The organism is Paraburkholderia nodosa (assembly GCF_001718195.1).
Lineage (GTDB): Bacteria > Pseudomonadota > Gammaproteobacteria > Burkholderiales > Burkholderiaceae > Paraburkholderia > Paraburkholderia nodosa_A.
In genome coordinates this window covers 22,568-42,491 of record NZ_MCNV01000040.1, presented here as the reverse complement: position 1 = coordinate 42,491, position 19,924 = coordinate 22,568, and the positions used below count along the sequence as shown (strand labels likewise).

Genomic DNA, 19,924 nt, shown 5'->3' with positions numbered 1-19,924 from the left:
CACAATCTTGCCGCAGAACAGCTGCTATTTAGGGGCATTGCCCCCACGAACATCGAGGGGTTGGCAGGAATGCGTCAATTAAAGCGGCGCGCGATACTCGGTCTGATGGCGGCAGAGTTTTGCAAACTGCGTCGTACCGGCTCCACATTTGCGAGCGCAAGTTAGTCGAACGAATCGTGGTTCCGGCACTGTCGGTACCTGAAGCCTTGCGCCTGCTTCGGCGGCAGAATCGCTTGTGGGTGGCGGCGGCCTGTTGTGCTGACGCGACGTGCCTGTCGCCGTTATGGGTTTCCGCTTGTCGGAAACGCCAGGCCGGTTGTTAGCATTCTTTCCCCTCGTGTTTTTGCCGTCTCGCAGATTCGCCATGCTCGACCGCCGCCGTCAGAAGATGGGTGCCTGGCTCGGGATGCTTGCCATCCTGCTGAGCGTGGTCGCGCCTACGGTGTCCCAGGTGCTGCGCGGCGTGCATGGCGGCGTCGCGCATCACGCCCATCATGCTCATCACCCTCAACTGGCTGTCGAGTTTGCGTGCGATGCCCATGCCGGGCACCACCATGGCTCCGATTCATCGTCGCTGTGCGACGCGTGTCCGTATTGCGCACTGTTCGCTCACTCGCCAGCCTTGCCTGGCCTGGCCGTCAAATCGAGCGTCGCGCCGCTGCGCCCCTTCTTTCCTGTCCCCCTCGTCACCGCTGCGTTCCGCCCATACACAGTGATGACGCCGGCCCAGCCGCGCGCTCCGCCCGCCTCATCCTGATCCTCGCAGACGTTTTCCAGCCAATGTGGCGATGCCGGTGAACGGCATCGCTGCGCTGGCGCGCCCCTGCTCTGCGCCAGCCTGCCACGGCGCGAGGGCGCTTCACCACATTTCGATCAGGATCTGGACATGCGAACCATTCTCCAACGGGGTGCCGCAGCGCTGTGCGCGCTTGCGCCGTGCCTGGTTTCAGTCGATGCGTCGGCCCACGCGGTGGTCGGCGACCGTGTCTTTCCGGCCACGATGGCGGTCGACGACCCCGGCGTCGGCGATGAATTCAACCTGGAGTACGGCCACATCAAGACGCCCGACAGCAACGGCAACGACATGAACGTCAACACGGTGTCGTACGAGTGGGACAAGCTGATCACGAAGAATCTCGCGTTCAGTGTTGCGAGCAACTACGCGAGCCTGAACTCGCCGGATGGCAGCGCGAAGGGCTGGGACAATTTCACGCTCGGCGTCAAATATCTTGTCTACGCGAACCCGCAGCACGAGTTCATGGCGTCGGTCGGGCTGCTTGCCACGCTCGGCGGCACTGGCGCCAAATCGATCGCCAATCCGTTTTCGACCTTCACTCCGACCGTCTACTTCGGCAAGGGCTTCGGCGACCTGCCCGCGTCGCTCGGCTACCTGCGGCCGTTCGCCATCACCGGCACGATCGGCCCGAATCTGACGACCGCGTCATCGGACCAGGGGCCGAACTCGCTCGGCTGGGGCCTGACGCTGCAGTACAGCATTCCGTACCTGCAACAGCAGGTGAAGGATCTCGGGCTGCCCCAGCCGTTCAGCAACCTGATTCCCGTCGTCGAATTCCCGATGAGCACCTGCACGGCTGGCGCGTGCTCAGGACAGACAACGGGCACGATCAACCCCGGCGTGATCTGGATCAATCGATACGGGCAGTTCGGCGTCGAAGCGCAGATTCCCGTCAATCGCGCGACCGGCACGCACACGGGTATCCTGGTGCAAGCTCATATCTACTTCGACGACATTTTCCCGAATTCGATCGGCAAGCCGCTGTTCTGACCTATGAGGAATCCTTTCATGAAACTGCATACGACCGCACGCGGCGCCGTTGCCGCATTATTGATCGCCGTCTGTCAGTTCGTGCGGGCGCACGCCTACCCGACCCATCAGGCGCCGGGGGCTGGTTCGACCGTGCCAGGCTCGCAGAAGGAAGTCGCAATCGACTTCGACGATGGCCTCGAGCCCGCATTCAGCTCGATCACCGTCACGGACGCACAGGGCAAGGCCATCACGAGCGGCAAGGCCGTTGCCGACCCGTCGAACAGCAAGCACATGTCGGTCGCGCTGAACCCGCAGACGCCGGGTGTCTACGCGGTCGCGTGGGTCGCTGTCGCGGCGGACGGGCATCGCACGCAGGGGCACTACACGTTCACGGTGAAGTGATCATGGAGCTCCTCGTCGCCGGGCAGATCGCCCTTGCCGCAGTGCAGGACGTGCTGTTCGCGACGGCAGACCGCGTTTCCGTTCCAGGCCAACGGCAGCGTGGTCAAGGGACCGGACGGGAAGGCGGTGGGTTCGCTGCTGATCGCTCGGCCGTTCACGAAGGACGAATACTTCCAGCCGCGGCCATCGGCGGTTTCATATGACGCGTCGTCGTCCGGATCGTCGGGGCTCGGTGCTGCGAACTACGCGCTGCGTGACCGCGTGGCGCGCGCCATCGGGCCGATCGCAACGTATGCGGCGGGGCCGAAGGCGGGCCAGCTCGTCGCGCCCGATGTGGAGGCGTGGTTCCAGGCGGATCGCTTCGGCGGCCAGCCGCATATCGTCGCGCAATGGGCCAACGCGCATAACAGCCTCGCGCAGGCGTGGGTCAATGCCGATCCCACGCACGGCGCCTATGTGGACGCCTGGGCGAAGCAGCATCCCGCGGACGTGAAGCGATGGATAGCCACAAACCCCGGCATGCCGCAGCCGAAGGCCGCCGATCTCGCGGTGCCGTTCTTCACGGCGTTTTCGGCGGCGAATCCGGGTGCGTTCCCCTCCGCCGTCATGCACAAGGACGCCAACGAGAAGGACGTGAGTGCGATCGAGCCGGTGAACGCAGGGAGCGATGTGCAATCGACCTTCTTCGACATGTGGCGGCAGGACCATCCGGACGCCGCGCTGCAGAACGTGCCGGGACCCGGACATCACGCTCGCGAATGCGATGTTCCAGCTCGACCGCGTGGCGGCGGCGTGGGCGAAGGATACGAAGCGTGATCCTGCAATGGTTCGCGCCGAGATCAGTGCCATGCTTCACGATACGGCCCACGCGCCGCTCGCCGGTCTCGTGGGTGAGCCGATGGTGAACGTGTTGCAGATGAATCTGGATCTGCGTCGCAAGTTTGGCTCGCCGGCGTAATTGTTCGCTTCGATGAAGAGTCTTGCGCAGGGAGCAAACGCCACTCTTTACGACATTTTTTCTTGTGGGGCACAAACGTCAACTCTAGACTTTTGATGAAAGGTAGATCCTGGAGAGTTCTCATGTCGAGGCGACATTCAACAACTGCGAGACACGCATCCCGCGCACGCAGCAAGCGGGGCATCGGCAGCGTGGTACTGAGGCGGTTTGATCCCTCGCGCGATTCGTACGAGCAGCTCACGACGCTGCTGCATCGTGCGTTTGCGCGACTCGGTATGTCGGGGTTGAACTGCACCTGCGTGGACCAGGACGTGAGTGTCACGATGCGGCGAGCACAAGCTGGCGACTGCTTTGTGGTAGTTAGCGAAGGGGAGGTCATCGGCACGATGACGCTCTACGCACGCGACAGCGAATCAGCCTGCGAGCACTACCATCGCGGTGACGTGGCCACGGTCCGTCAGCTGGCGATCGAGCCTTCATGGCAGAATCGCGGCATCGGAAAATCCCTGCTGGCGTTCGCCGAACACTGGGCCGCGACGCGCGGCTATGCAGAGCTGGCACTCGACACGCCGTATCCAGCAGCGCATCTGGTCTCGTTCTATCGCGGGCAGGGGTTCCGCATTGTCGATGCGATACGATTCGCCGGAAAGGTCTACGAAAGCGCGATACTGAGCAAGGCGCCTGTCGTTGCACGGACACTGGCCGCATGGACGCATCAGATCGCGCTGCCGAGTGCGCGTTTTGTTCGCTTCGCTGCATGAAACAAAACGACAACCGCGAGCCGTCGATAGCAGCCGCTTGCCGTTCATCCTGTTTCGCAAGTTGCACAGCCGTTCGACCCACGGGCTCGCCGTGCTGCCGAATCATCCAATTGCCGGCAGCTGACCCCGAAGGCACTGGCTCCTCATCTCCCGCATCGAACTGATTCCGGATCTCGCGTGGACGCTCTGGCGTAGCGCGCAGCACAACTCGCCCTCCTGAAGCCGTATTGACAAGATCTTTATACGGTTCGCCGCAGTCTTTCCGTCGAATTGACATTTCGCGAGCTGAAATAGAGATGGAACGCCCGCTTGGCGGACTACGGCGGCTGCGGGAGGCGAGATGATGGCGAGTGCCGGCTTTCAGATGAGTCTATTTCTGGTCGTACTGATCGCACTCGTGAAGCCGCTCGGGCTTTACATGGCGCGAGCAGCCGAAGGCAGGGCTCCATGGCTCTCAGTGATCGGACGGCCTGTCGAGCGGCTGATCTATCGCGTCGCCGGTGTCGATCCAGACTCGGAGATGACCTGGAAGACCTACGCAGTTGCGCTGCTTCTGGTGAACGCCGTCGGCCTGCTCTTCCTGTATGCGCTGCAAAGGGTGCAGCAATGGCTGCCGCTCAATCCCCAGGCGATCCCTGCCGTGAGTCCGGATTCGGCCTTCAATACGGCCGTGAGTTTCGTCACGAACACGAGCTGGCAGGGTTACGCCGGCGAAACGACCCTGAGCTATTTGAGCCAGATGCTCGGCATTACCGTGCAAAGCTTTCTCTCAGCAGCAAGCGGCATGGCGGTGATGTTCGCCCTCATGCGGGGACTCGCGAGGCACGGCGCGCAGACGGTCGGCAACCTGTGGGTCGATCTGACGCGCTCGACTCTCTACGTCCTGATTCCACTCTCCGTGCTGTTCGCAATCGCGTTCATGGCGCAAGGCGTGATCCAGAACTTCGACACATACCGCGAGGTGCACACCTTGCAGGCGATCACATGGCAGCAGCCAAAACTAGATGCGCAGGGTCAACCGGTGCACGACGCCACAGGAAACGTGGTGCAGCAAAGCATGACTTCGCAGCAGCAGTTGCTACCCATGGGCCCGGTCGCCTCACAGGAGTCGATCAAGCTGTTGAGCGGCGATGGTGGTGGTTTCTTCAACGCAAATTCTGCGCACCCCTATGAAAACCCAACGCCGTTGGCCAACTTCTTGCAGATGCTGGCCATTCTGCTGATTCCGGCCGCGCTTTGCTATACGTTCGGCGTGGTCATCGGCGACCGTCGGCAAGGCTGGGCGCTGCTCGCGGCCATGGCTGTCATGTTTGTCGTGGCAGCCGCGATCACGGCGCAAGCCGAGCAGCATGCCGTCACTCACATCGCAGCGCCACAAGCCGGCATGGCGAACATGTCGGTCAATCTGTCGGGCGGCAATATGGAGGGCAAGGAAACGCGCTTCGGCGTAGTGACGTCTGCCCTCTATGCGACGGTGACGACGAGCGGCGGCGATGGCGCCGTCAACGCGATGCACGATTCGTTCACGCCAGTCGGCGGACTCGTACCGATGGTGCTGATGCAGACGGGTGAAGTCGTGTTCGGTGGCCCAGGCTCCGGACTTTTCAGCATGGTTATCTATGCAATGCTGGCTGTGTTCGTTGCCGGGCTGATGATTGGCCGGGCGCCTGAATACCTGGGCAAGAAGATCGACGCGTTCGAGATGAAGATGGTCGCAGTAGTGATTCTCTCGACGCCCATTCTGGTGCTGGTCGGTACCGCGGTTTCCGTGCTGGTGCCGGCTGGGATCGCAGGGATTGCGAACCCCGGCCCGCATGGGTTCAGCGAAATTCTCTACGCGTTCTCGTCTGCGGCGAACAATAACGGCAGCGCGTTCGCAGGCCTGTCGGCCAATACGCCGTACTACAACTGGATGCTCGCGATTGCGATGTGGTTTGGCCGCTTTGCTGTGATCGTTCCCGTGCTGGCAATTGCCGGATCGCTCGCGGGCAAACTTCGGCGAGAAGCGGGTCCGGGCACGCTGGCGACGCACAGCGCGCTTTTTGTCGGGCTGCTTATTGGGTCCGTGGTCATGATTGCCTCACTCACGTATCTACCGGCACTTGCGCTGGGACCCATCGTCGAGCAGTTAAGCGCAGCAGTTGGCCACTAGACGGAAAGGGCCGGTGTTCGCGCCCATGATCGCAACGACGGTCGGACCTAATGAATTAAGCAGCTTACGCAATAGGGGGGCGACGCTGCGGCCACAGATGTGTCGATGGTCGCAGTCTTCCATGTATTCGATATTTATACCTTTTTTATTCGCGGCTGCCTAGTCTTGTCATGACCATTACGAGGCTCTGACTTACGTCGTCATTTCCGATCCGCCAAGGGGGGCAGAAATGGACCTCATCTATATTGCCGGCATTGTGGTCTTCCTGGGACTCAGTGTCGCGCTTGTCGTTGGTTGCGAGAAGCTATACGGACGTGCACCGGGAGGTCGGCCATGACCACATGGATGATCTGGCTCGCCGCCGCCGCGACGCTACTCCTGCTCGTGTACCTCGTGTACGCGCTCCTGCGCGCGGAGGAGCTCGAATGAATACCTACAACGTACTTCACGTCGTGCTTTTCATCGTAGTGCTGACTGCTGTCGCCATTCCGCTCGGCCACTACATGACCTCGGTGCTCGACGGCACGTTGGTCGTCGTGCGCAAGATCGGGCGGCCAGTCGAGCATTCTCTGTATCAGCTTGCTGGGGTGGATCCCGATGCCGAGATGTCGTGGAAACAGTACGCGTTCGCGGTGCTGCTGTTCAATGCGCTCGGCGCGTTGGCGGTATATGGCTTTCTGCGCCTGCAGCAATGGCTGCCGGCGAACCCGCAGGGCTTCGGCCCCATGACACCCGACGCCGCATTCAATACGGCAGTGAGCTTCATCACCAACACGAACTGGCAGAACTATACGCCGGAAACAACGGTGAGCTATCTCACGCAGATGACGGCGCTCGCTGTCCAGAACTTCCTTTCCGCAGCGACCGGCATTGCTGTGGCCGTCGCGCTCATACGGGGGTTTGCGCGCCACACGACAAAGACGATCGGCAATTTCTGGGTCGACCTGACGCGTTCCACGCTGTACATCCTCATGCCAATCGCGTTTGTCATCGCGTTAGTGCTCGTGAGTCAGGGCGCGATCCAGAACTTCAGGGCGTACGTGGACGTGCCCACGCTGCAGGTCACGACCTACCAGGTGCCGAAGACCGACGCACAGGGCAACCCGATCAAGGATGCAAAGGGCAACCCCGTGATGCAGGACATGAAGGCGGACAAGCAGACCATTGCAATGGGGCCGCTCGCGTCTCAGGAAGCGATCAAGATGCTCGGCACCAACGGAGGCGGCTTCTTCAATGCCAATTCCGCGCATCCCTATGAGAACCCGACGCCCCTGGCCAATTTCGTCCAGATGATCGCCATGCTGTGCATTGGCGCGGCGCTGTGCGTCGTTTTCGGCAGGATGGTCGGCGATAACCGGCAAGGTTATGCGGTGCTCGCGGCCATGACCATCGCGTTTGCGATTGGATGCTGGGGTGAGATCGCGTCTGAGCAGGCGGGCAATCCTCTGTTCACCTCGCTGCGCGTCGACCAGACAAGGTCGGCGCTGCAGACGGGCGGCAACATGGAAGGCAAGGAAGTGCGGTTCGGCATTGCCGATTCCGGCATTTTCACGGTCGCCACCACGTCGGCATCGTGCGGGGCGGTCAACAATGCACACGATTCGCTCACGCCGATGGGTGGCTTCGTGCCGATCCTGATGATGCAGCTGGGCGAGGTCGTCTACGGCGGCGTAGGCTCGGGGCTCTACGGGATGCTGGTATTTGCGCTTCTTGCGGTGTTCATCGCCGGGTTGATGATTGGGCGCACGCCGGAATACGTCGGCAAGAAGATCGAATCGTACGAAATGAAGATGGTGTCGCTCGCAGTCCTCATCATGCCGATGATCGTGCTCGTTGGCACGTCGATCGGGGTGCTGTCACCGCTGGGCACCGCGGGTATTTCCAATCCCGGCCCGCACGGATTCTCCCAGATTCTCTACGCGTTCACCTCGGCCACGAACAACAACGGCAGCGCGTTTGCTGGGCTTTCGGTCAACACGCCGTTCTATAACGTGCTGCTGGCAATCGCCATGTGGTTTGGCCGGTTCGTTCCGGCGGTCGCGGTGCTCGCCGTCGCGGGCTCGCTCGCCCAAAAGAAGCGCATCGGGGTGACCGAAGGGACGTTGCCCACGCACGGTCCACTGTTCGTCGTGCTGCTGCTCGGGGCCGTGCTCCTGATCGGCGCGCTGACGTTCGTGCCAGCGCTTGCGCTTGGGCCCGTTGCTGAGCATCTGTCGATGGTTGCCGCTCACTGAGTACGAGGAAAGCATGACTACGCCCGCTCAACCGCCTGTCCATCGTCCCGAGAATCTTGGCCAGGCACGCACGGCTGCACGCTCGATGTTCGACCCGGTGCTCGTCAAGCCCGCCATCGCAGAGTCCTTCATCAAGCTCCAGCCTCGTACGCAGCTGCGCAATCCCGTGATGTTTTGCGTGTACGTGGGCGGCATCCTGACAACGATACTCTGGTTTGCCGCGCTCGCGGGTCAGGCCGAGGCGCCGGCGGGCTTCATCCTTGCCATTGCGCTATGGCTGTGGTTTACCGTGCTCTTCGCCAACTTTGCGGAAGCGCTTGCCGAAGGCCGCTCCAAGGCGCAGGCAGCATCGCTGCGCAGCGCGAAGCACAACGTGATGGCGAAAAAGCTCAACGACGGGCATCCGAAATCGCCCGTCACGCTCATGGCCTCCACCGATCTGAGGAAAGGCGACGTCGTGCTGGTCGAGACGGGGGACACGATTCCTGCTGACGGCGAGGTCATCGAGGGCGTCGCGTCTGTAGATGAGTCGGCCATTACGGGCGAGTCCGCGCCGGTGATCCGCGAATCGGGCGGTGATTTCTCATCAGTGACGGGCGGCACGCGCGTGCTATCGGACTGGATCGTCGTGCGGGTCTCGGTTAATCCGGGGGAGGCATTCCTCGACCGGATGATCGCGATGGTCGAAGGGGCAAAGCGTCAGAAAACGCCGAACGAAATCGCGCTGACGATCCTGCTGGTGGCGCTGACACTCATCCTGCTGTTTGCCACTGCAACGTTGCTGCCGTTCTCGATTTTCTCCGTCCAGGCCGCAAAGGCGGGCCACGTCGTGACCATTACGGCACTTGTGGCCCTGCTGGTTTGCCTGATTCCCACCACGATTGGTGGTCTGCTTTCCGCGATCGGCGTCGCTGGCATGAGCCGGATGATGCAGGCGAACGTGATCGCCACGTCTGGGCGCGCCGTGGAGGCGGCGGGTGACGTCGACGTTCTGCTGCTGGACAAGACGGGCACCATCACGCTGGGAAACCGGCAGGCGTCGACCTTTGTACCAGCTCCCGGCGTCTCGGAACAGGACCTCGCGGACGCAGCGCAACTGGCGTCGCTTGCCGACGAAACTCCGGAAGGCCGCAGCATCGTCGTGCTCGCAAAGCAGCGCTTCAATATCCGCGAACGCGACATGGGGGCGTTGCACGCCACGTTCCTGGGATTTACGGCGCAGACGCGGATGAGCGGTGTCGACCTGCCGGAGCGTGAGATCCGCAAGGGCGCGTCGGATGCGGTAAAGCTGTATGTCGAGGCCCACGGTGGCCGCTATCCTGGCGAAGTCAACACCGCTGTGACAGATGTTGCGAGACGCGGCAGCACGCCGCTGGTTGTGGCCGAGAAGCCGGGCGTCCACGGCAGTACCGGCAGCGGACCGGCGCGGGTGCTCGGTGTGATCGAGCTCAAGGACATTGTGAAGGGCGGCATCAAGGAGCGCTTTGCCGAACTGCGCAAGATGGGCATCCGTACGGTCATGATCACCGGTGACAACCGGCTCACGGCCGCAGCCATTGCAGCCGAGGCCGGGGTCGACGACTTCCTCGCCGAAGCGACGCCGGAAGCCAAGCTCAAGATGATCCGCGAACATCAGGGGGCTGGGCGTCTCGTCGCAATGACGGGCGACGGCACCAACGATGCGCCGGCGCTCGCACAGGCCGACGTCGCCGTGGCGATGAACAGCGGCACGCAGGCGGCGAAGGAAGCGGGCAACATGGTCGACCTCGACTCGAACCCGACGAAGCTGATCGAGATCGTCGAGATCGGCAAGCAGATGCTCATGACGCGCGGCTCACTCACGACGTTCTCGATCGCCAACGACGTCGCGAAGTATTTCGCGATCATTCCGGCGGCGTTCGCATCGACTTATCCGAACCTGCGCGTGCTGGACGTGATGCACCTGACGTCCCCGTCGTCGGCCATCCTCTCGGCGGTCATTTTCAACGCGCTCATCATCGTCGCGCTCATCCCGCTCGCGCTCAAGGGTGTCCGGTATCGCGCGCTCGGCGCCGCAGCCGTCTTGCGCCGGAACCTGCTGATCTACGGTCTCGGCGGAATCCTGTTGCCATTTCCGTTCATCAAGCTGATTGACGTAATCCTTACCGCTTTTGGATGGGTTTGAACCATGAACAATTCCTTGCGACCCGTGCTGGTGTTGTTTGTGTTGCTGACGGTAATTACGGGCGGCATCTATCCGCTCGTGGTGACGGCGGTTTCTCAGGCCGCGTTTTCGCGGCAGTCCAACGGCAGCCTGATCGAGCAGAACGGCAAGCCGGTCGGCTCCGCGCTGATCGGCCAGCAGTTTGACGCACCGTCCTACTTCTGGGGCCGCGTGTCGGCCACGGCACCGAATCCTTATAACGCACAGAATTCTGGCGGCTCGAACCTTGGTCCGACGAATCCGGCCCTTGCCGACGAAGTGAAGGGGCGTATCGCGGCACTGCACGATGCCGATCCGTCGAACACCGCGTCCATACCGGTGGATCTCGTGACTTCGTCCGGTAGTGGACTGGACCCCGACATCACGCCGGCTGCGGCCGCGTATCAGGCCGCGCGCGTGGCGAAAGCGCGTGGACTGCCGCTTGATCAGGTCAATGCACTGATCGCGCAGAACACTTCTGGACGGCAGCTCGGCATTTTCGGTGAGCCGCGCGTGAATGTGCTGAAGCTGAATCTCGCGCTCGACGCGATGAAGCCTATGCATTGAGGTTCTGCTGGCGCGGCGTGACCTGGCCAACGCGCGTGCCCTCGACAGCACGACAATGGGATGACTCGCAAGGAGACGTGCGATGAACCGGCCCGATCCTGATGAACTGCTGGACCGGCTGCAGCGTGATGAAGAGAAAAGCCAGCGAGGACGACTCAAAATCTTTTTCGGCGCATCAGCCGGCGTCGGCAAGACGTTTGCGATGCTGCAGGCCGCGCGGCGCCGCAAGGACGAAGGTGCCGACGTCGTCGTGGGGATCGTCGAAACGCATGGGCGCAAGGAGACGCTCGCACTGATCGAAGGCCTGGAGGTCATCGCACCGGCGCGCATTGAATATCGCGGCCGCCTGCTTGCCGAATTCGATCTCGACGCCGCGCTCGCGCGCAAGCCGCAGCTGGTCCTCGTCGACGAACTCGCGCATTCGAACGTCCAGGGCAGCCGGCATCTGAAGCGCTGGCAGGACGTGCAGGAACTGCTGGATGCCGGCATCGACGTGTTCACGACGGTCAACGTCCAGCATCTCGAGAGCCTGAACGACGTGGTCGGGCAGATCACGGGCATCCGCGTGTGGGAGACGGTACCCGACCGCGTGTTCGATCTCGCCGACGAGGTGACGCTGGTCGATCTGCCGCCTGAGGAACTGCTTGACCGGCTGCGCGAAGGCAAGGTTTACATGCCGCAGCAGGCGGAGCATGCGGTCCGCAATTTCTTTCGCAAGGGCAATCTGATCGCGCTGCGCGAACTCGCGTTGCGCCGCACAGCTGACCGTGTCGATGCGCAGATGCGCGAGTACCGCGCCGATCAGTCGATCGAGCGGATCTGGCAGGCGCGCGAACGCATCATCGTGTGCGTCGGCGCAGGCCAGGAAAGCAGCAATCTCGTGCGCGCGGCGGCGCGCCTCGCTTCGAACCAGAAGGCGGACTGGCTAGCGGTCTACGTTGAGACGCCGAAGCTTGAGCGGCTGCCTGATGCCATTCGCAAGCGCACGCTCGACGCGCTCAAGCTCGCGTCCGAGCTGGGCGCGGAAACTGTCACGCTGCAAGGCGACGAGGTCGCGCCGACAGTGCTTGCGTACGCTCGCATGCGCAACGTATCGAAACTGGTAGTGGGCGCGTCCTCTGTGAGGGGATGGCGCGCACGCCTCAGGCCGTCCGTCGCACAGCAGATGGTCTGGTCGGTGCGCGATATCGACGTCACACTGGTCAACTCCGGCTCGGTGCGCGAAGCCGCCGAGCGCCACGATGCCATGAGTGGGTTTGCTGGGCCCGACATGCGAGCGCGCCGCTCCACACCGGTCTCGTACGCCTACGCACTCGCGATCTGTGCGGCCATTACAGCGATCGCCGGCATGCTGCTTGACCGGATCGCGCAGACCAATCTCGTGATGCTCTATCTGCTCGGCGCTGTCTTCACGGCCGCACGGCTCGGGCGCGGGCCAGGCGTGCTCTTCTCGTTTCTCGGCGTGGCTGCGTTCGATTTCTTTTTCGTGCCGCCACGCATGTCGTTCACGGTCGCCGACACACAATATTTGCTCACCTTCGCCGTGATGCTGATGACGTCGCTGGTGATCAGTCACCTGACGGCGAGCCTCAAGCGTCAGGCGCATCTCGCCACGCTGCGCGAGCGCCGCACGGGGGCAATGTTCGCGATGACGCGCGAACTGGGTGGCGCACTGATGACGGAGCAGATCATCGAGATCGGCATGCGTCACGTGAGCGACGTGTTCCAGGCGCGCACGGCGATCCTGTTGCCGGATAGCGTGGAGAAGGTGCGGCCCAAGGTCGAGAATCCCGATCCGGCGACCGCACTCAGCGACGTCGACCTCGACATCGCCCAATGGGTCTACGACCAGCAGAAACAGGCCGGTCACGGCACGGAGACCCTTCCTGCCGCGACGGCGCTGTACCTGCCGCTGAAGGCGCCAATGCGCACGCGCGGCGTGATCGCGTTGCTGTCTGAACGGATGGCAGAGTTTGCTGTGCCAGAGCAGCGGCGCATGCTCGACACTTTTGTCGCGCAGATCGCGCTCGCGCTCGAACGGGTGCACTACGTCGAGATCGCGCAGGACGCACTGGTCAGCATGGAGTCGGAACGACTGCGCAACTCGCTGTTGTCCGCGATTTCCCATGACCTGCGCACGCCGCTCACGGCGATCGTGGGGTTTGCATCGGTGCTTGCCGACCAGGGCGCCGCCGTGACGGGTGGGCCCAGGGCACTGGAGCTCTCGGAGGCGATCCGCGAGGAGGCGCTGAGGATGAATGGGCTCGTCGTCAATCTGCTCGACATGGCGCGCCTCGAGGAAGGCAGCATGCGGCTGAACCGGCAGTGGTCGTCGATCGAGGAGGTGATCGGCTCCGCGCTGGCCGGCTGCCGGCGCATGCTGGGCGAACGCAAGGTTCAGGCACTTGTGCCCGCGGATATCCCGCTTGTGCAGTTCGACGCGGTACTCGTCGAACGGCTCTTCGCAAACCTGCTCGAGAACGCGGCCAAATATACGCCGACAGGGACGCCGGTAACCATTGATGCGTCCATGTTGCAGGATGAGGCGCACCGGTACGTGGGGGTCGAAGTCCGGGATAGCGGGCCGGGTCTGCCCACGGGAATGGAATCACGGGTATTCGACAAGTTCACCCGGGGTGAGAAGGAGTCGGCACTGCCGGGCATTGGTCTGGGGCTTGCCATCTGCCGCGCGATCGTCGAGGCGCACGGGGGCAGGATAGGCGCGTCAAACCGCGTCGACATGAACGGCAAAGTGCTCGGCGCCTGTTTCTGGATCATGCTGCCCGCGGACGAGACACCGCCTGCGGAAACCGAAGTTCCGGAGCTTCCCGGTACGGGGGCATCATCCCGGAACCGGTCATCGGACGTGTCCGGCGGTACCGCGAATCGCCTATGAATGTCATGAGCGATCCGGCCGTTACGGTTGTCCTGATCGAGGATGAAAGGCAGATTCGCCGCTATGTGCGAGCCGCGCTTGAAAGCGAGGTGATGCGCGTATTCGATGCGAGCACCGGGCAGGAGGGGCTCGCCATCACCGCCACCGCCAGGCCCGATCTGGTGATTATCGATCCGATGTTGCCGGATATGGATGGTTTGGACGTGATCCGGCAACTGCGCGGCTGGTCCGCTGTGCCGGTCATCGTGCTGTCGGCCCGCTCGCGGGAAAAGGACAAGGTGATGGCGCTCGACGCAGGGGCCGACGATTACATGACTACGCCATTCGGTATCGGCGAATTGCTGGCGCGAATCCGGGCGCACCTGCGCCGACAGGATCGCTCCGTGACCCCGGATTCGGCCAGGGTATCGTTCGGCGCGGTGACGATCGATCTGGCAGCGAGGTCGGTCCAGCGCAATGGTGAGACGATTCATCTGTCGCCCATCGAGTATCGCCTGCTGGTCACGCTCGTTCGTCATGCAGGCTGCGTGCTGACCCATCGCCAATTGCTGGAGCAGGTGTGGGGACCCGCCCATGCGCAAAACGCGAACTATCTGCGGATCTACATGGGAAACCTGCGCCACAAACTCGAGCGGAACCCGGCACGGCCCGAACACATCGTGACGGAGACGGGCGTTGGATATTGCCTGGTTGGTGTCAGGTGAGCAGCGATGTCAATGAGATTTTTACACGCGTTCCTCGTACTTTTACGTGATCCTGGTGAGCTCCGTGATCCAATCAAGCTGAATTCGACTTACCGGTGAGGCTGGCTGTGCTGAAACTGCTTATTCCCGTGCTCGGCGCCAAAGGGGCAACCGAAGCGGCGCGTCACGGAGCGTTCCTGTTTGCGGAGCGATGCGTATCCGAGGTCGAGATCGTCGAGGTACTCGATGATGTCGCGCAAGGCCGTGCCGTAGCGTTTCATTCACCGGCGGCGTTGCACAGACGGGAAAAGCAGGCGGCGCTCGATGCGCTCATGAAGACGCGGGCGATTCTCGATGACGCAGGCGTCCCGTACACATGGAAGCGCGTATTCGGGCCCGCGGAGCGGACCATCGCACAGTGCGCAGAGAAGGGGCATGCGGACATCGTGGTGCTTGACGCAAGCCACCTAGGCTTTTTCCACAGATGGGCGGTCCTCGCCAGGCTATGGCGACTGACTTCAACACCCGTGACGATGATCCACTGAAGTCTGCACCGCACTGGGCGGCGTAGGGTCATACGACTCGCAGTCGCCGCAGTAGCGCGGACATCGTCGTGCCCTGAACGAAAATCGAAAAGGCGACCACGGCAAAGGAAACGGTAACGATTTCTTCGCGACGCGGCACGCCGGGTGGCAAGCCCATTGCGAGCGCCAGGGCGAGAGCACCGCGCATTCCGCCCCAGAACAGGATATGTTGATGCCGCACGTCGATGCGCAGTGACGTGCGCGTGAAAAGCATGCAGCACGGGTAGACAGCCACAGCGCGGGCCACCATCACGACTGCCACGGCGATGCCGATCGAAGCCCACACCGTTTCGTACTCGCGCTGAGCCTGCTGAATGCCAATGAAGAGAAAGATGAACGAATTGGCGGCAAATACCGCGTATTCAAGCACGTTTTCAACGGCTTCCCGGCCTCGCTTCGTCATCGGATTGACCGCATTGCGCGTCCCCATCACGAGACCGGCAACCAGCGTCGCCAGCACACCGGACAGGTGAAGGTTTTCGGCGAGCAGAAACGACCCATAGGCCGCGATCATCGCAAACGCAATCTCGACGAGGTGATCGGCGGTGCGGTGTAGCAGTGACAGCACCACGTTGCCGATCAGCAAGCCGCAAAGGACCGATCCGAGAAGCACGATGCCAGATATTCTCAATACGTCGACAGGGAGAACGTGCGCGCCGCCCACGAATGCCAGCACAACGCGAAAGCCTGCTGCTGCCGTCCCGTCGTTGAACAGGCTTTCTGCCTCCATCAAATGCCTGAAGCGTCCCGCCACGCCAGCCTCCCTGAAACTCGCCAGGACAGAGACGGGATCCGTGGCGGCGATCAACATGCCGAAGAGCACGCCGGAAATCCATTCCCAGTGCAACAGGTAATGCACGCCTATCGCCGTTACGCCAGCCGATACGAGCACACCGACGATAGCTAACGTCTGGACTACGGCAAAATCCCTGCGAATTTCCCCCCAGCGCATGTGAAACGCCGCCTCGAAAATGAGCGGTGGCAGCAGTACGTTGTAGATGAAATCCTGGTTGAGGGGGATAACGGGAAATCGGGAAGAGGCCAGGAGCGATAGGGCGACCCCAGCGATGACCAGACCGACGCTGTACGGCATATGCAAGCGCCGCGCGAGCATTGCCACCAATGCCGAAACGAGCAACAGGACTTCAAAGAGGCCGACGTTAAAGTCCATCCGGACGGCTCCGATCGAGGGGTACAGAAGTTTCGCTGCGTCTGGCCTGATTCGGCCTATGGGTCGCGCTGTTGGGCAGACCCCATAGTATGTGCGTTACCCTCTTATCGGATCATACGCAGGGGAAGGCCCCGGTTGCTATTCGAGAGGCTCGAGTCATGTCAGCTATCAAACGCATCGTTCCGGGCGGTCCCGCCTGTCAGGCCGCATCGCACAGAACGACCCGCTACCCTGCGGAGCACGTCTCGTTGGCAACCGACGCCAGGAAGAGGCTGCGTGCCCCTGCACCGCATCGCAAGTTCGGGCGCGGCAAGGTCGGCGTCGGTGGCAAAAGCAGCGACAAATAGGTATCTGCGACCATCGTGGGTCGGGTTGTGGAAGGCCTGATTCCGGCAGTTTCTTGTGCGAAGTACAGGTTCGTGGTGCTGAACGAATCACGTTGACGACCCGTATGCATAAACCTAGACTATAAGAGTCTTCACTAAAGGGGCTGATGCCTTGGACACCAGTAGTTGTCGATCTTCGAACGGTCTTCCTGCCTGAGTCCGCAGGGCGTCTGCGCCCGTTTTTGGCCACCGTCCTGCCGTCCGGCAGGCGGTGCGCGTCCCGGTAATACCTCCCGTGCACCTTGATGATTAGCGCCATGCAGGTGCCGCGTTTGCGTGCGCTTCGACTGGCATCATGCTGCGAACATTCCGCTCGCAGCATGCGTTCGTTCGCGTGGGAACGTCATAGGCACAAAGCGCTGGACGTGGCCGGCAACCAGGAGGAGTCTCAATGCCAGCAAGTGACAATTGTTCCTTGTGCCGCCGCCTGGCGGTTAGCAGACGGTTACGGCGCCCATGATGCGCACCTTCTTCGTGTCCGTCGGCTATCCGCGCTGATGCGTCAACGCCAGGCACCGGATCGCTGCCCTCTGGGACCGTTTGATGGCGAGTATTTCGTAGCTGGTCGCGTAAATTGAACCACTCTCCTTCGGCAGAAGCGGGCGATGCGTTCACGTCGCGATTCCGCTCGCTCGGGTTCGCCGGAGGCGGGCATTTGCGTTTCGGTAACCCGAAACAGCGGGGAGAAACAGCATGTCAATCCAGACGGAAAGCTCATCGTCGGCCGGCGGCGTGCTGGAGCGCAGTGCGGTCCTGGACGAAGCGCATCTTGGCGATATAACCGGTGCGTTGGGCACCATCGCACGCCACGACGTAGCGCCCCGAACCCATTGGTGGGCGCGTCTGCGCACGCTTCTGGCCATTCTCGGCCCAGGCCTCATAGTGATGGTGGGTGACAACGATGCGGGCGCTTTCGCCACCTATACCCAGGCGGGACAGAACTACGGCACCGCGCTGTTATGGACACTCCTGCTGCTTGTGCCGGTACTCTACGTGAACCAGGAAATGGTACTGCGACTGGGCGCCGTGAGCGGAGTGGGGCACGCGCGCCTGATTTTCGAGCGCTTTGGCCGCTTCTGGGGCGCGTTCAGCATCATTGATCTTTTTCTGCTGAACGCACTGACGATCGTTACCGAGTTCATCGGCATTACGTTCGTGCTCGACTTCTTCGGCTTTTCGAGGCTCGCCGGCGTTTGCATTGCCGCGGCGTTGACGATGGCGGCGGTCAGCACGGGAAACTTCCGGCGTTTCGAACGCTTCGCGATGGTGCTGTGCGTACTGAGTCTGCTGCTGGTGCCGGTACTGGTGTCGATCCACCCGCCGGTCGGGCAGATGACGCGTGACCTCCTTGTTCCGGGATGGCCCGCTCATTCGAAGCTTTCCGACGTCATGCTGCTCGTGATAGGCATCGTCGGGACGACGGTTGCTCCGTGGCAGTTGTTTTTCCAGCAGAGCTACGTGGTCGACAAACGCATTACGCCGCGCTTCATCCGGTATGAACGGGCTGACCTGTGGATCGGCATCGTGTTCGTGATGATTGGCGCGGTCGCGATGATGGCCTTCTGCGCGGAACTGTTCGCTGGCAAGCCTGAATTCGGCAATTTTACGGATGCAGGTGGCGTTATCGCCGGTCTGGAGAAGTACGCCGGCTGGACGATGGCGGCCCTGTTCGCCGTGGCCCTGTTCGACGCCGCGATCATCGGCGCGGCGTCCGTGTCGCTGTCGACGGCCTACGCCATCGGCGACGTGTTCAGGATTCGCCATTCGCTGCACCGCAGCGTGTTTGCCGCAAAGGGCTTTTATCTCGTGTATTTCGGAATTGTCGCTGGGTCGGCGGGGCTGGTCCTGATTCCGGGAAGCCCGCTTGGTCTACTGACGCTGGCCGTGCAGACGCTCGCAGGCGTGCTGCTGCCAAGCGCAACTGTGTTCCTGCTACTCCTGTGCAATGACCGGGAGGTACTCGGTCCATGGGCTAACTCGCAGAAGGTGAACCTTTTCACGGGCGCGGTGATCTGGGTGCTGGTGATGCTGTCAGTCATCCTGACCGCATCTGTGATGTATCCCGATATGAGTGGAGAAACCATACTGAAGGTGCTCGCGGGCGGCACTTTGTTGGCGGTCGTGGGCTATCTGGTCACGGTTGGGATCCGAAGACTGCATCGTGAACCCACGGACGCAGTCGGCGGCGAGCCGCTGGTGTATCCGGAAGACGCACGCCGTTGGTGGCGCATGCCGCCGCTCGACGAATTGCCGCCGCCCAGACTGACTCTCGCCAAACGGATCTGGATGGGGGTACTGCGCGGTTATCTGTTGATCGCGGTTGCGCTCGTGATCGTGAAAGTCGGGCAACTAATGTTTCTTAAATAGCCAGAAAATCCGGGCACCGTCCGCTATTTGGCTCGCGGGCGGCGCATCTCCACCAGGCCATTGGGCAGCAGTTCCGGGGAATTGTGATTGGGGCGGTGGTGAGCCGCGTCTGAGCTGTCCGCCCGCACAGGGGACAACGACAGAGGTGGTTGGAAGGGCGCGTCGCGAGGTCTCCGGACGTGATGCGGCTTCGGGTTACGGCATCAGGAGTCGATGATGAAAAAGCACATTCTCGAGATATCTGTGGTTTTTGCCCTGATCCTGGTCGCGACGTTTCTGGCTGCCGAACGAAATTGCTCGACGACCACAACAAACGTAGCGCAGCCCGCTGCGGACGCTTTTTCTGCGAACGGACCGCAGAATGGCGGGGCGACCCACTGCCTCGTCTATGGGAAATACTGCCTAAGTAATACGCTACGCAGCGGATAGCCTGCAAGTGGATGTCTTCTCTCAGGCGAGTGGGAGTCGTTCCCTGGGTAGTACACAATACATGCCGAATGTCGCTTCTTGCCGACTGCTGCCTGATGAGGTCGGCAGGAGCCGGCCCTTGTCTGCCAATCGTCGAATGTCAGCAAATGGCCGCTGCGGATACAAATTCGGACGGACATCTGACGGGATAAACGGCAATAGGCGAATGAAATTGATCTAAGCGCGCAAGCTGCGTGCAGTCGTACGATTCTGACCAGAACGCGGCGGCAACATTCAGGTACCAATTGAGTCGCAATCGCATTTTTCTACGCGATACCCTCATTTTTTCACTACGTTTACGCGACATGGCTTACCCTGACACAGAGTTGAAACCGGAGGGACATC

16 protein-coding genes are annotated in these 19,924 nt (G+C 61.9%); 15 read left to right on the top strand and 1 reads right to left on the bottom strand.

The features are described from left to right. The first annotated feature begins 364 nt into the window (after nucleotides 1–364). The 14 genes from BFD71_RS39870 (at nucleotide 365) to BFD71_RS36020 (ending at nucleotide 15,148) form a co-directional block, all read left to right on the top strand. Nucleotides 365–757, top strand: coding sequence for a DUF2946 domain-containing protein (locus tag BFD71_RS39870; RefSeq protein ID WP_176733012.1), 393 nt, complete (start codon nucleotides 365–367; stop codon nucleotides 755–757). A gap of 129 nt (nucleotides 758–886) precedes the next feature. Further along, a complete protein-coding gene (locus BFD71_RS36075) occupies nucleotides 887–1,786 on the top strand; it encodes a hypothetical protein (RefSeq protein ID WP_069268982.1) in 900 nt (299 codons plus the stop codon). Nucleotides 1,787–1,804: 18 nt separating this feature from the next. Further along, complete coding sequence (locus BFD71_RS36070) at nucleotides 1,805–2,170, top strand: copper resistance CopC family protein (RefSeq protein ID WP_069268981.1); 366 nt, start codon at nucleotides 1,805–1,807, stop codon at nucleotides 2,168–2,170. A 99-nt stretch (nucleotides 2,171–2,269) separates the two neighbouring features. Then, entirely contained in the window at nucleotides 2,270–2,986 is a 717-nt protein-coding gene (locus tag BFD71_RS42500) for a potassium-transporting ATPase subunit C (protein WP_256095070.1), read from the top strand. Continuing rightward, nucleotides 2,934–3,128 (top strand): potassium-transporting ATPase subunit C, encoded by a 195-nt coding sequence (locus BFD71_RS42495; RefSeq protein WP_141710922.1) that lies wholly within the window; start codon nucleotides 2,934–2,936, stop codon nucleotides 3,126–3,128. Before BFD71_RS42500 ends, BFD71_RS42495 begins: the two co-directional genes overlap by 53 nt. A 122-nt stretch (nucleotides 3,129–3,250) precedes the next feature. Beyond that, nucleotides 3,251–3,889: a GNAT family N-acetyltransferase gene (locus tag BFD71_RS36060; protein WP_069268980.1), complete on the top strand. Its 639-nt coding sequence runs from the start codon at nucleotides 3,251–3,253 to the stop codon at nucleotides 3,887–3,889. 340 nt (nucleotides 3,890–4,229) lie between these two features. After that, nucleotides 4,230–6,041, top strand: coding sequence for a potassium-transporting ATPase subunit KdpA (gene kdpA, locus BFD71_RS36055; protein WP_141710921.1), 1,812 nt, complete (start codon nucleotides 4,230–4,232; stop codon nucleotides 6,039–6,041). A 333-nt stretch (nucleotides 6,042–6,374) separates the two neighbouring features. Next, nucleotides 6,375–6,470 (top strand): potassium-transporting ATPase subunit F, encoded by a 96-nt coding sequence (locus BFD71_RS36050; RefSeq protein ID WP_069268979.1) that lies wholly within the window; start codon nucleotides 6,375–6,377, stop codon nucleotides 6,468–6,470. Beyond that, on the top strand, nucleotides 6,467–8,275 hold the full coding sequence (gene kdpA / locus BFD71_RS36045) for a potassium-transporting ATPase subunit KdpA (RefSeq protein WP_069268978.1): 1,809 nt from the start codon (nucleotides 6,467–6,469) through the stop codon (nucleotides 8,273–8,275). Before BFD71_RS36050 ends, kdpA (BFD71_RS36045) begins: the two co-directional genes overlap by 4 nt. Nucleotides 8,276–8,288: 13 nt before the next feature. After that, nucleotides 8,289–10,439: a potassium-transporting ATPase subunit KdpB gene (gene kdpB / locus BFD71_RS36040; RefSeq protein ID WP_083245678.1), complete on the top strand. Its 2,151-nt coding sequence runs from the start codon at nucleotides 8,289–8,291 to the stop codon at nucleotides 10,437–10,439. A gap of 3 nt (nucleotides 10,440–10,442) precedes the next feature. Further along, entirely contained in the window at nucleotides 10,443–11,024 is a 582-nt protein-coding gene (gene kdpC / locus BFD71_RS36035) for a potassium-transporting ATPase subunit KdpC (RefSeq protein WP_069268976.1), read from the top strand. 82 nt (nucleotides 11,025–11,106) lie between these two features. Further along, on the top strand, nucleotides 11,107–13,920 hold the full coding sequence (locus BFD71_RS36030) for a sensor histidine kinase (protein ID WP_069268975.1): 2,814 nt from the start codon (nucleotides 11,107–11,109) through the stop codon (nucleotides 13,918–13,920). Nucleotides 13,921–13,925: 5 nt separating this feature from the next. Continuing rightward, nucleotides 13,926–14,624, top strand: coding sequence for a response regulator (locus BFD71_RS36025; RefSeq protein WP_069269001.1), 699 nt, complete (start codon nucleotides 13,926–13,928; stop codon nucleotides 14,622–14,624). A gap of 95 nt (nucleotides 14,625–14,719) precedes the next feature. Next, the gene (locus tag BFD71_RS36020) at nucleotides 14,720–15,148 is read left to right on the top strand and encodes a universal stress protein (protein WP_370684341.1); all 429 of its coding nucleotides are present in this window, start codon (nucleotides 14,720–14,722) and stop codon (nucleotides 15,146–15,148) included. 28 nt (nucleotides 15,149–15,176) lie between these two features. Here BFD71_RS36020 and BFD71_RS36015 read toward each other — a convergent pair whose 3' ends face one another. Beyond that, a complete protein-coding gene (locus BFD71_RS36015) occupies nucleotides 15,177–16,358 on the bottom strand; it encodes a cation:proton antiporter (protein WP_069268974.1) in 1,182 nt (393 codons plus the stop codon). A gap of 1,079 nt (nucleotides 16,359–17,437) precedes the next feature. Between BFD71_RS36015 and BFD71_RS36010 the strand changes: the two genes are divergently transcribed. After that, on the top strand, nucleotides 17,438–19,111 hold the full coding sequence (locus BFD71_RS36010; RefSeq protein ID WP_069268973.1) for an NRAMP family divalent metal transporter: 1,674 nt from the start codon (nucleotides 17,438–17,440) through the stop codon (nucleotides 19,109–19,111). The last annotated feature ends 813 nt before the right edge of the window (nucleotides 19,112–19,924 follow it).

Excerpts from the sequence above, each read along its gene's own strand:
- BFD71_RS36015 (WP_069268974.1), bottom strand. The coding sequence starts at position 16,358 with ATGGACTTTAACGTCGGCCTCTTTGAAGTCCTGTTGCTCGTTTCGGCA.
- kdpA (WP_141710921.1), top strand. The coding sequence starts at position 4,230 with ATGATGGCGAGTGCCGGCTTTCAGATGAGTCTATTTCTGGTCGTACTG.
- BFD71_RS36075 (WP_069268982.1), top strand. The coding sequence starts at position 887 with ATGCGAACCATTCTCCAACGGGGTGCCGCAGCGCTGTGCGCGCTTGCG.
- BFD71_RS36030 (WP_069268975.1), top strand. The coding sequence starts at position 11,107 with ATGAACCGGCCCGATCCTGATGAACTGCTGGACCGGCTGCAGCGTGAT.
- BFD71_RS42495 (WP_141710922.1), top strand. The coding sequence starts at position 2,934 with ATGTTCCAGCTCGACCGCGTGGCGGCGGCGTGGGCGAAGGATACGAAG.
- BFD71_RS36025 (WP_069269001.1), top strand. The coding sequence starts at position 13,926 with ATGAGCGATCCGGCCGTTACGGTTGTCCTGATCGAGGATGAAAGGCAG.
- BFD71_RS36050 (WP_069268979.1), top strand. The coding sequence starts at position 6,375 with ATGACCACATGGATGATCTGGCTCGCCGCCGCCGCGACGCTACTCCTG.
- BFD71_RS36070 (WP_069268981.1), top strand. The coding sequence starts at position 1,805 with ATGAAACTGCATACGACCGCACGCGGCGCCGTTGCCGCATTATTGATC.
- BFD71_RS36010 (WP_069268973.1), top strand. The coding sequence starts at position 17,438 with ATGTCAATCCAGACGGAAAGCTCATCGTCGGCCGGCGGCGTGCTGGAG.
- kdpC (WP_069268976.1), top strand. The coding sequence starts at position 10,443 with ATGAACAATTCCTTGCGACCCGTGCTGGTGTTGTTTGTGTTGCTGACG.
- BFD71_RS39870 (WP_176733012.1), top strand. The coding sequence starts at position 365 with ATGCTCGACCGCCGCCGTCAGAAGATGGGTGCCTGGCTCGGGATGCTT.
- BFD71_RS36060 (WP_069268980.1), top strand. The coding sequence starts at position 3,251 with ATGTCGAGGCGACATTCAACAACTGCGAGACACGCATCCCGCGCACGC.
- kdpA (WP_069268978.1), top strand. The coding sequence starts at position 6,467 with ATGAATACCTACAACGTACTTCACGTCGTGCTTTTCATCGTAGTGCTG.
- kdpB (WP_083245678.1), top strand. The coding sequence starts at position 8,289 with ATGACTACGCCCGCTCAACCGCCTGTCCATCGTCCCGAGAATCTTGGC.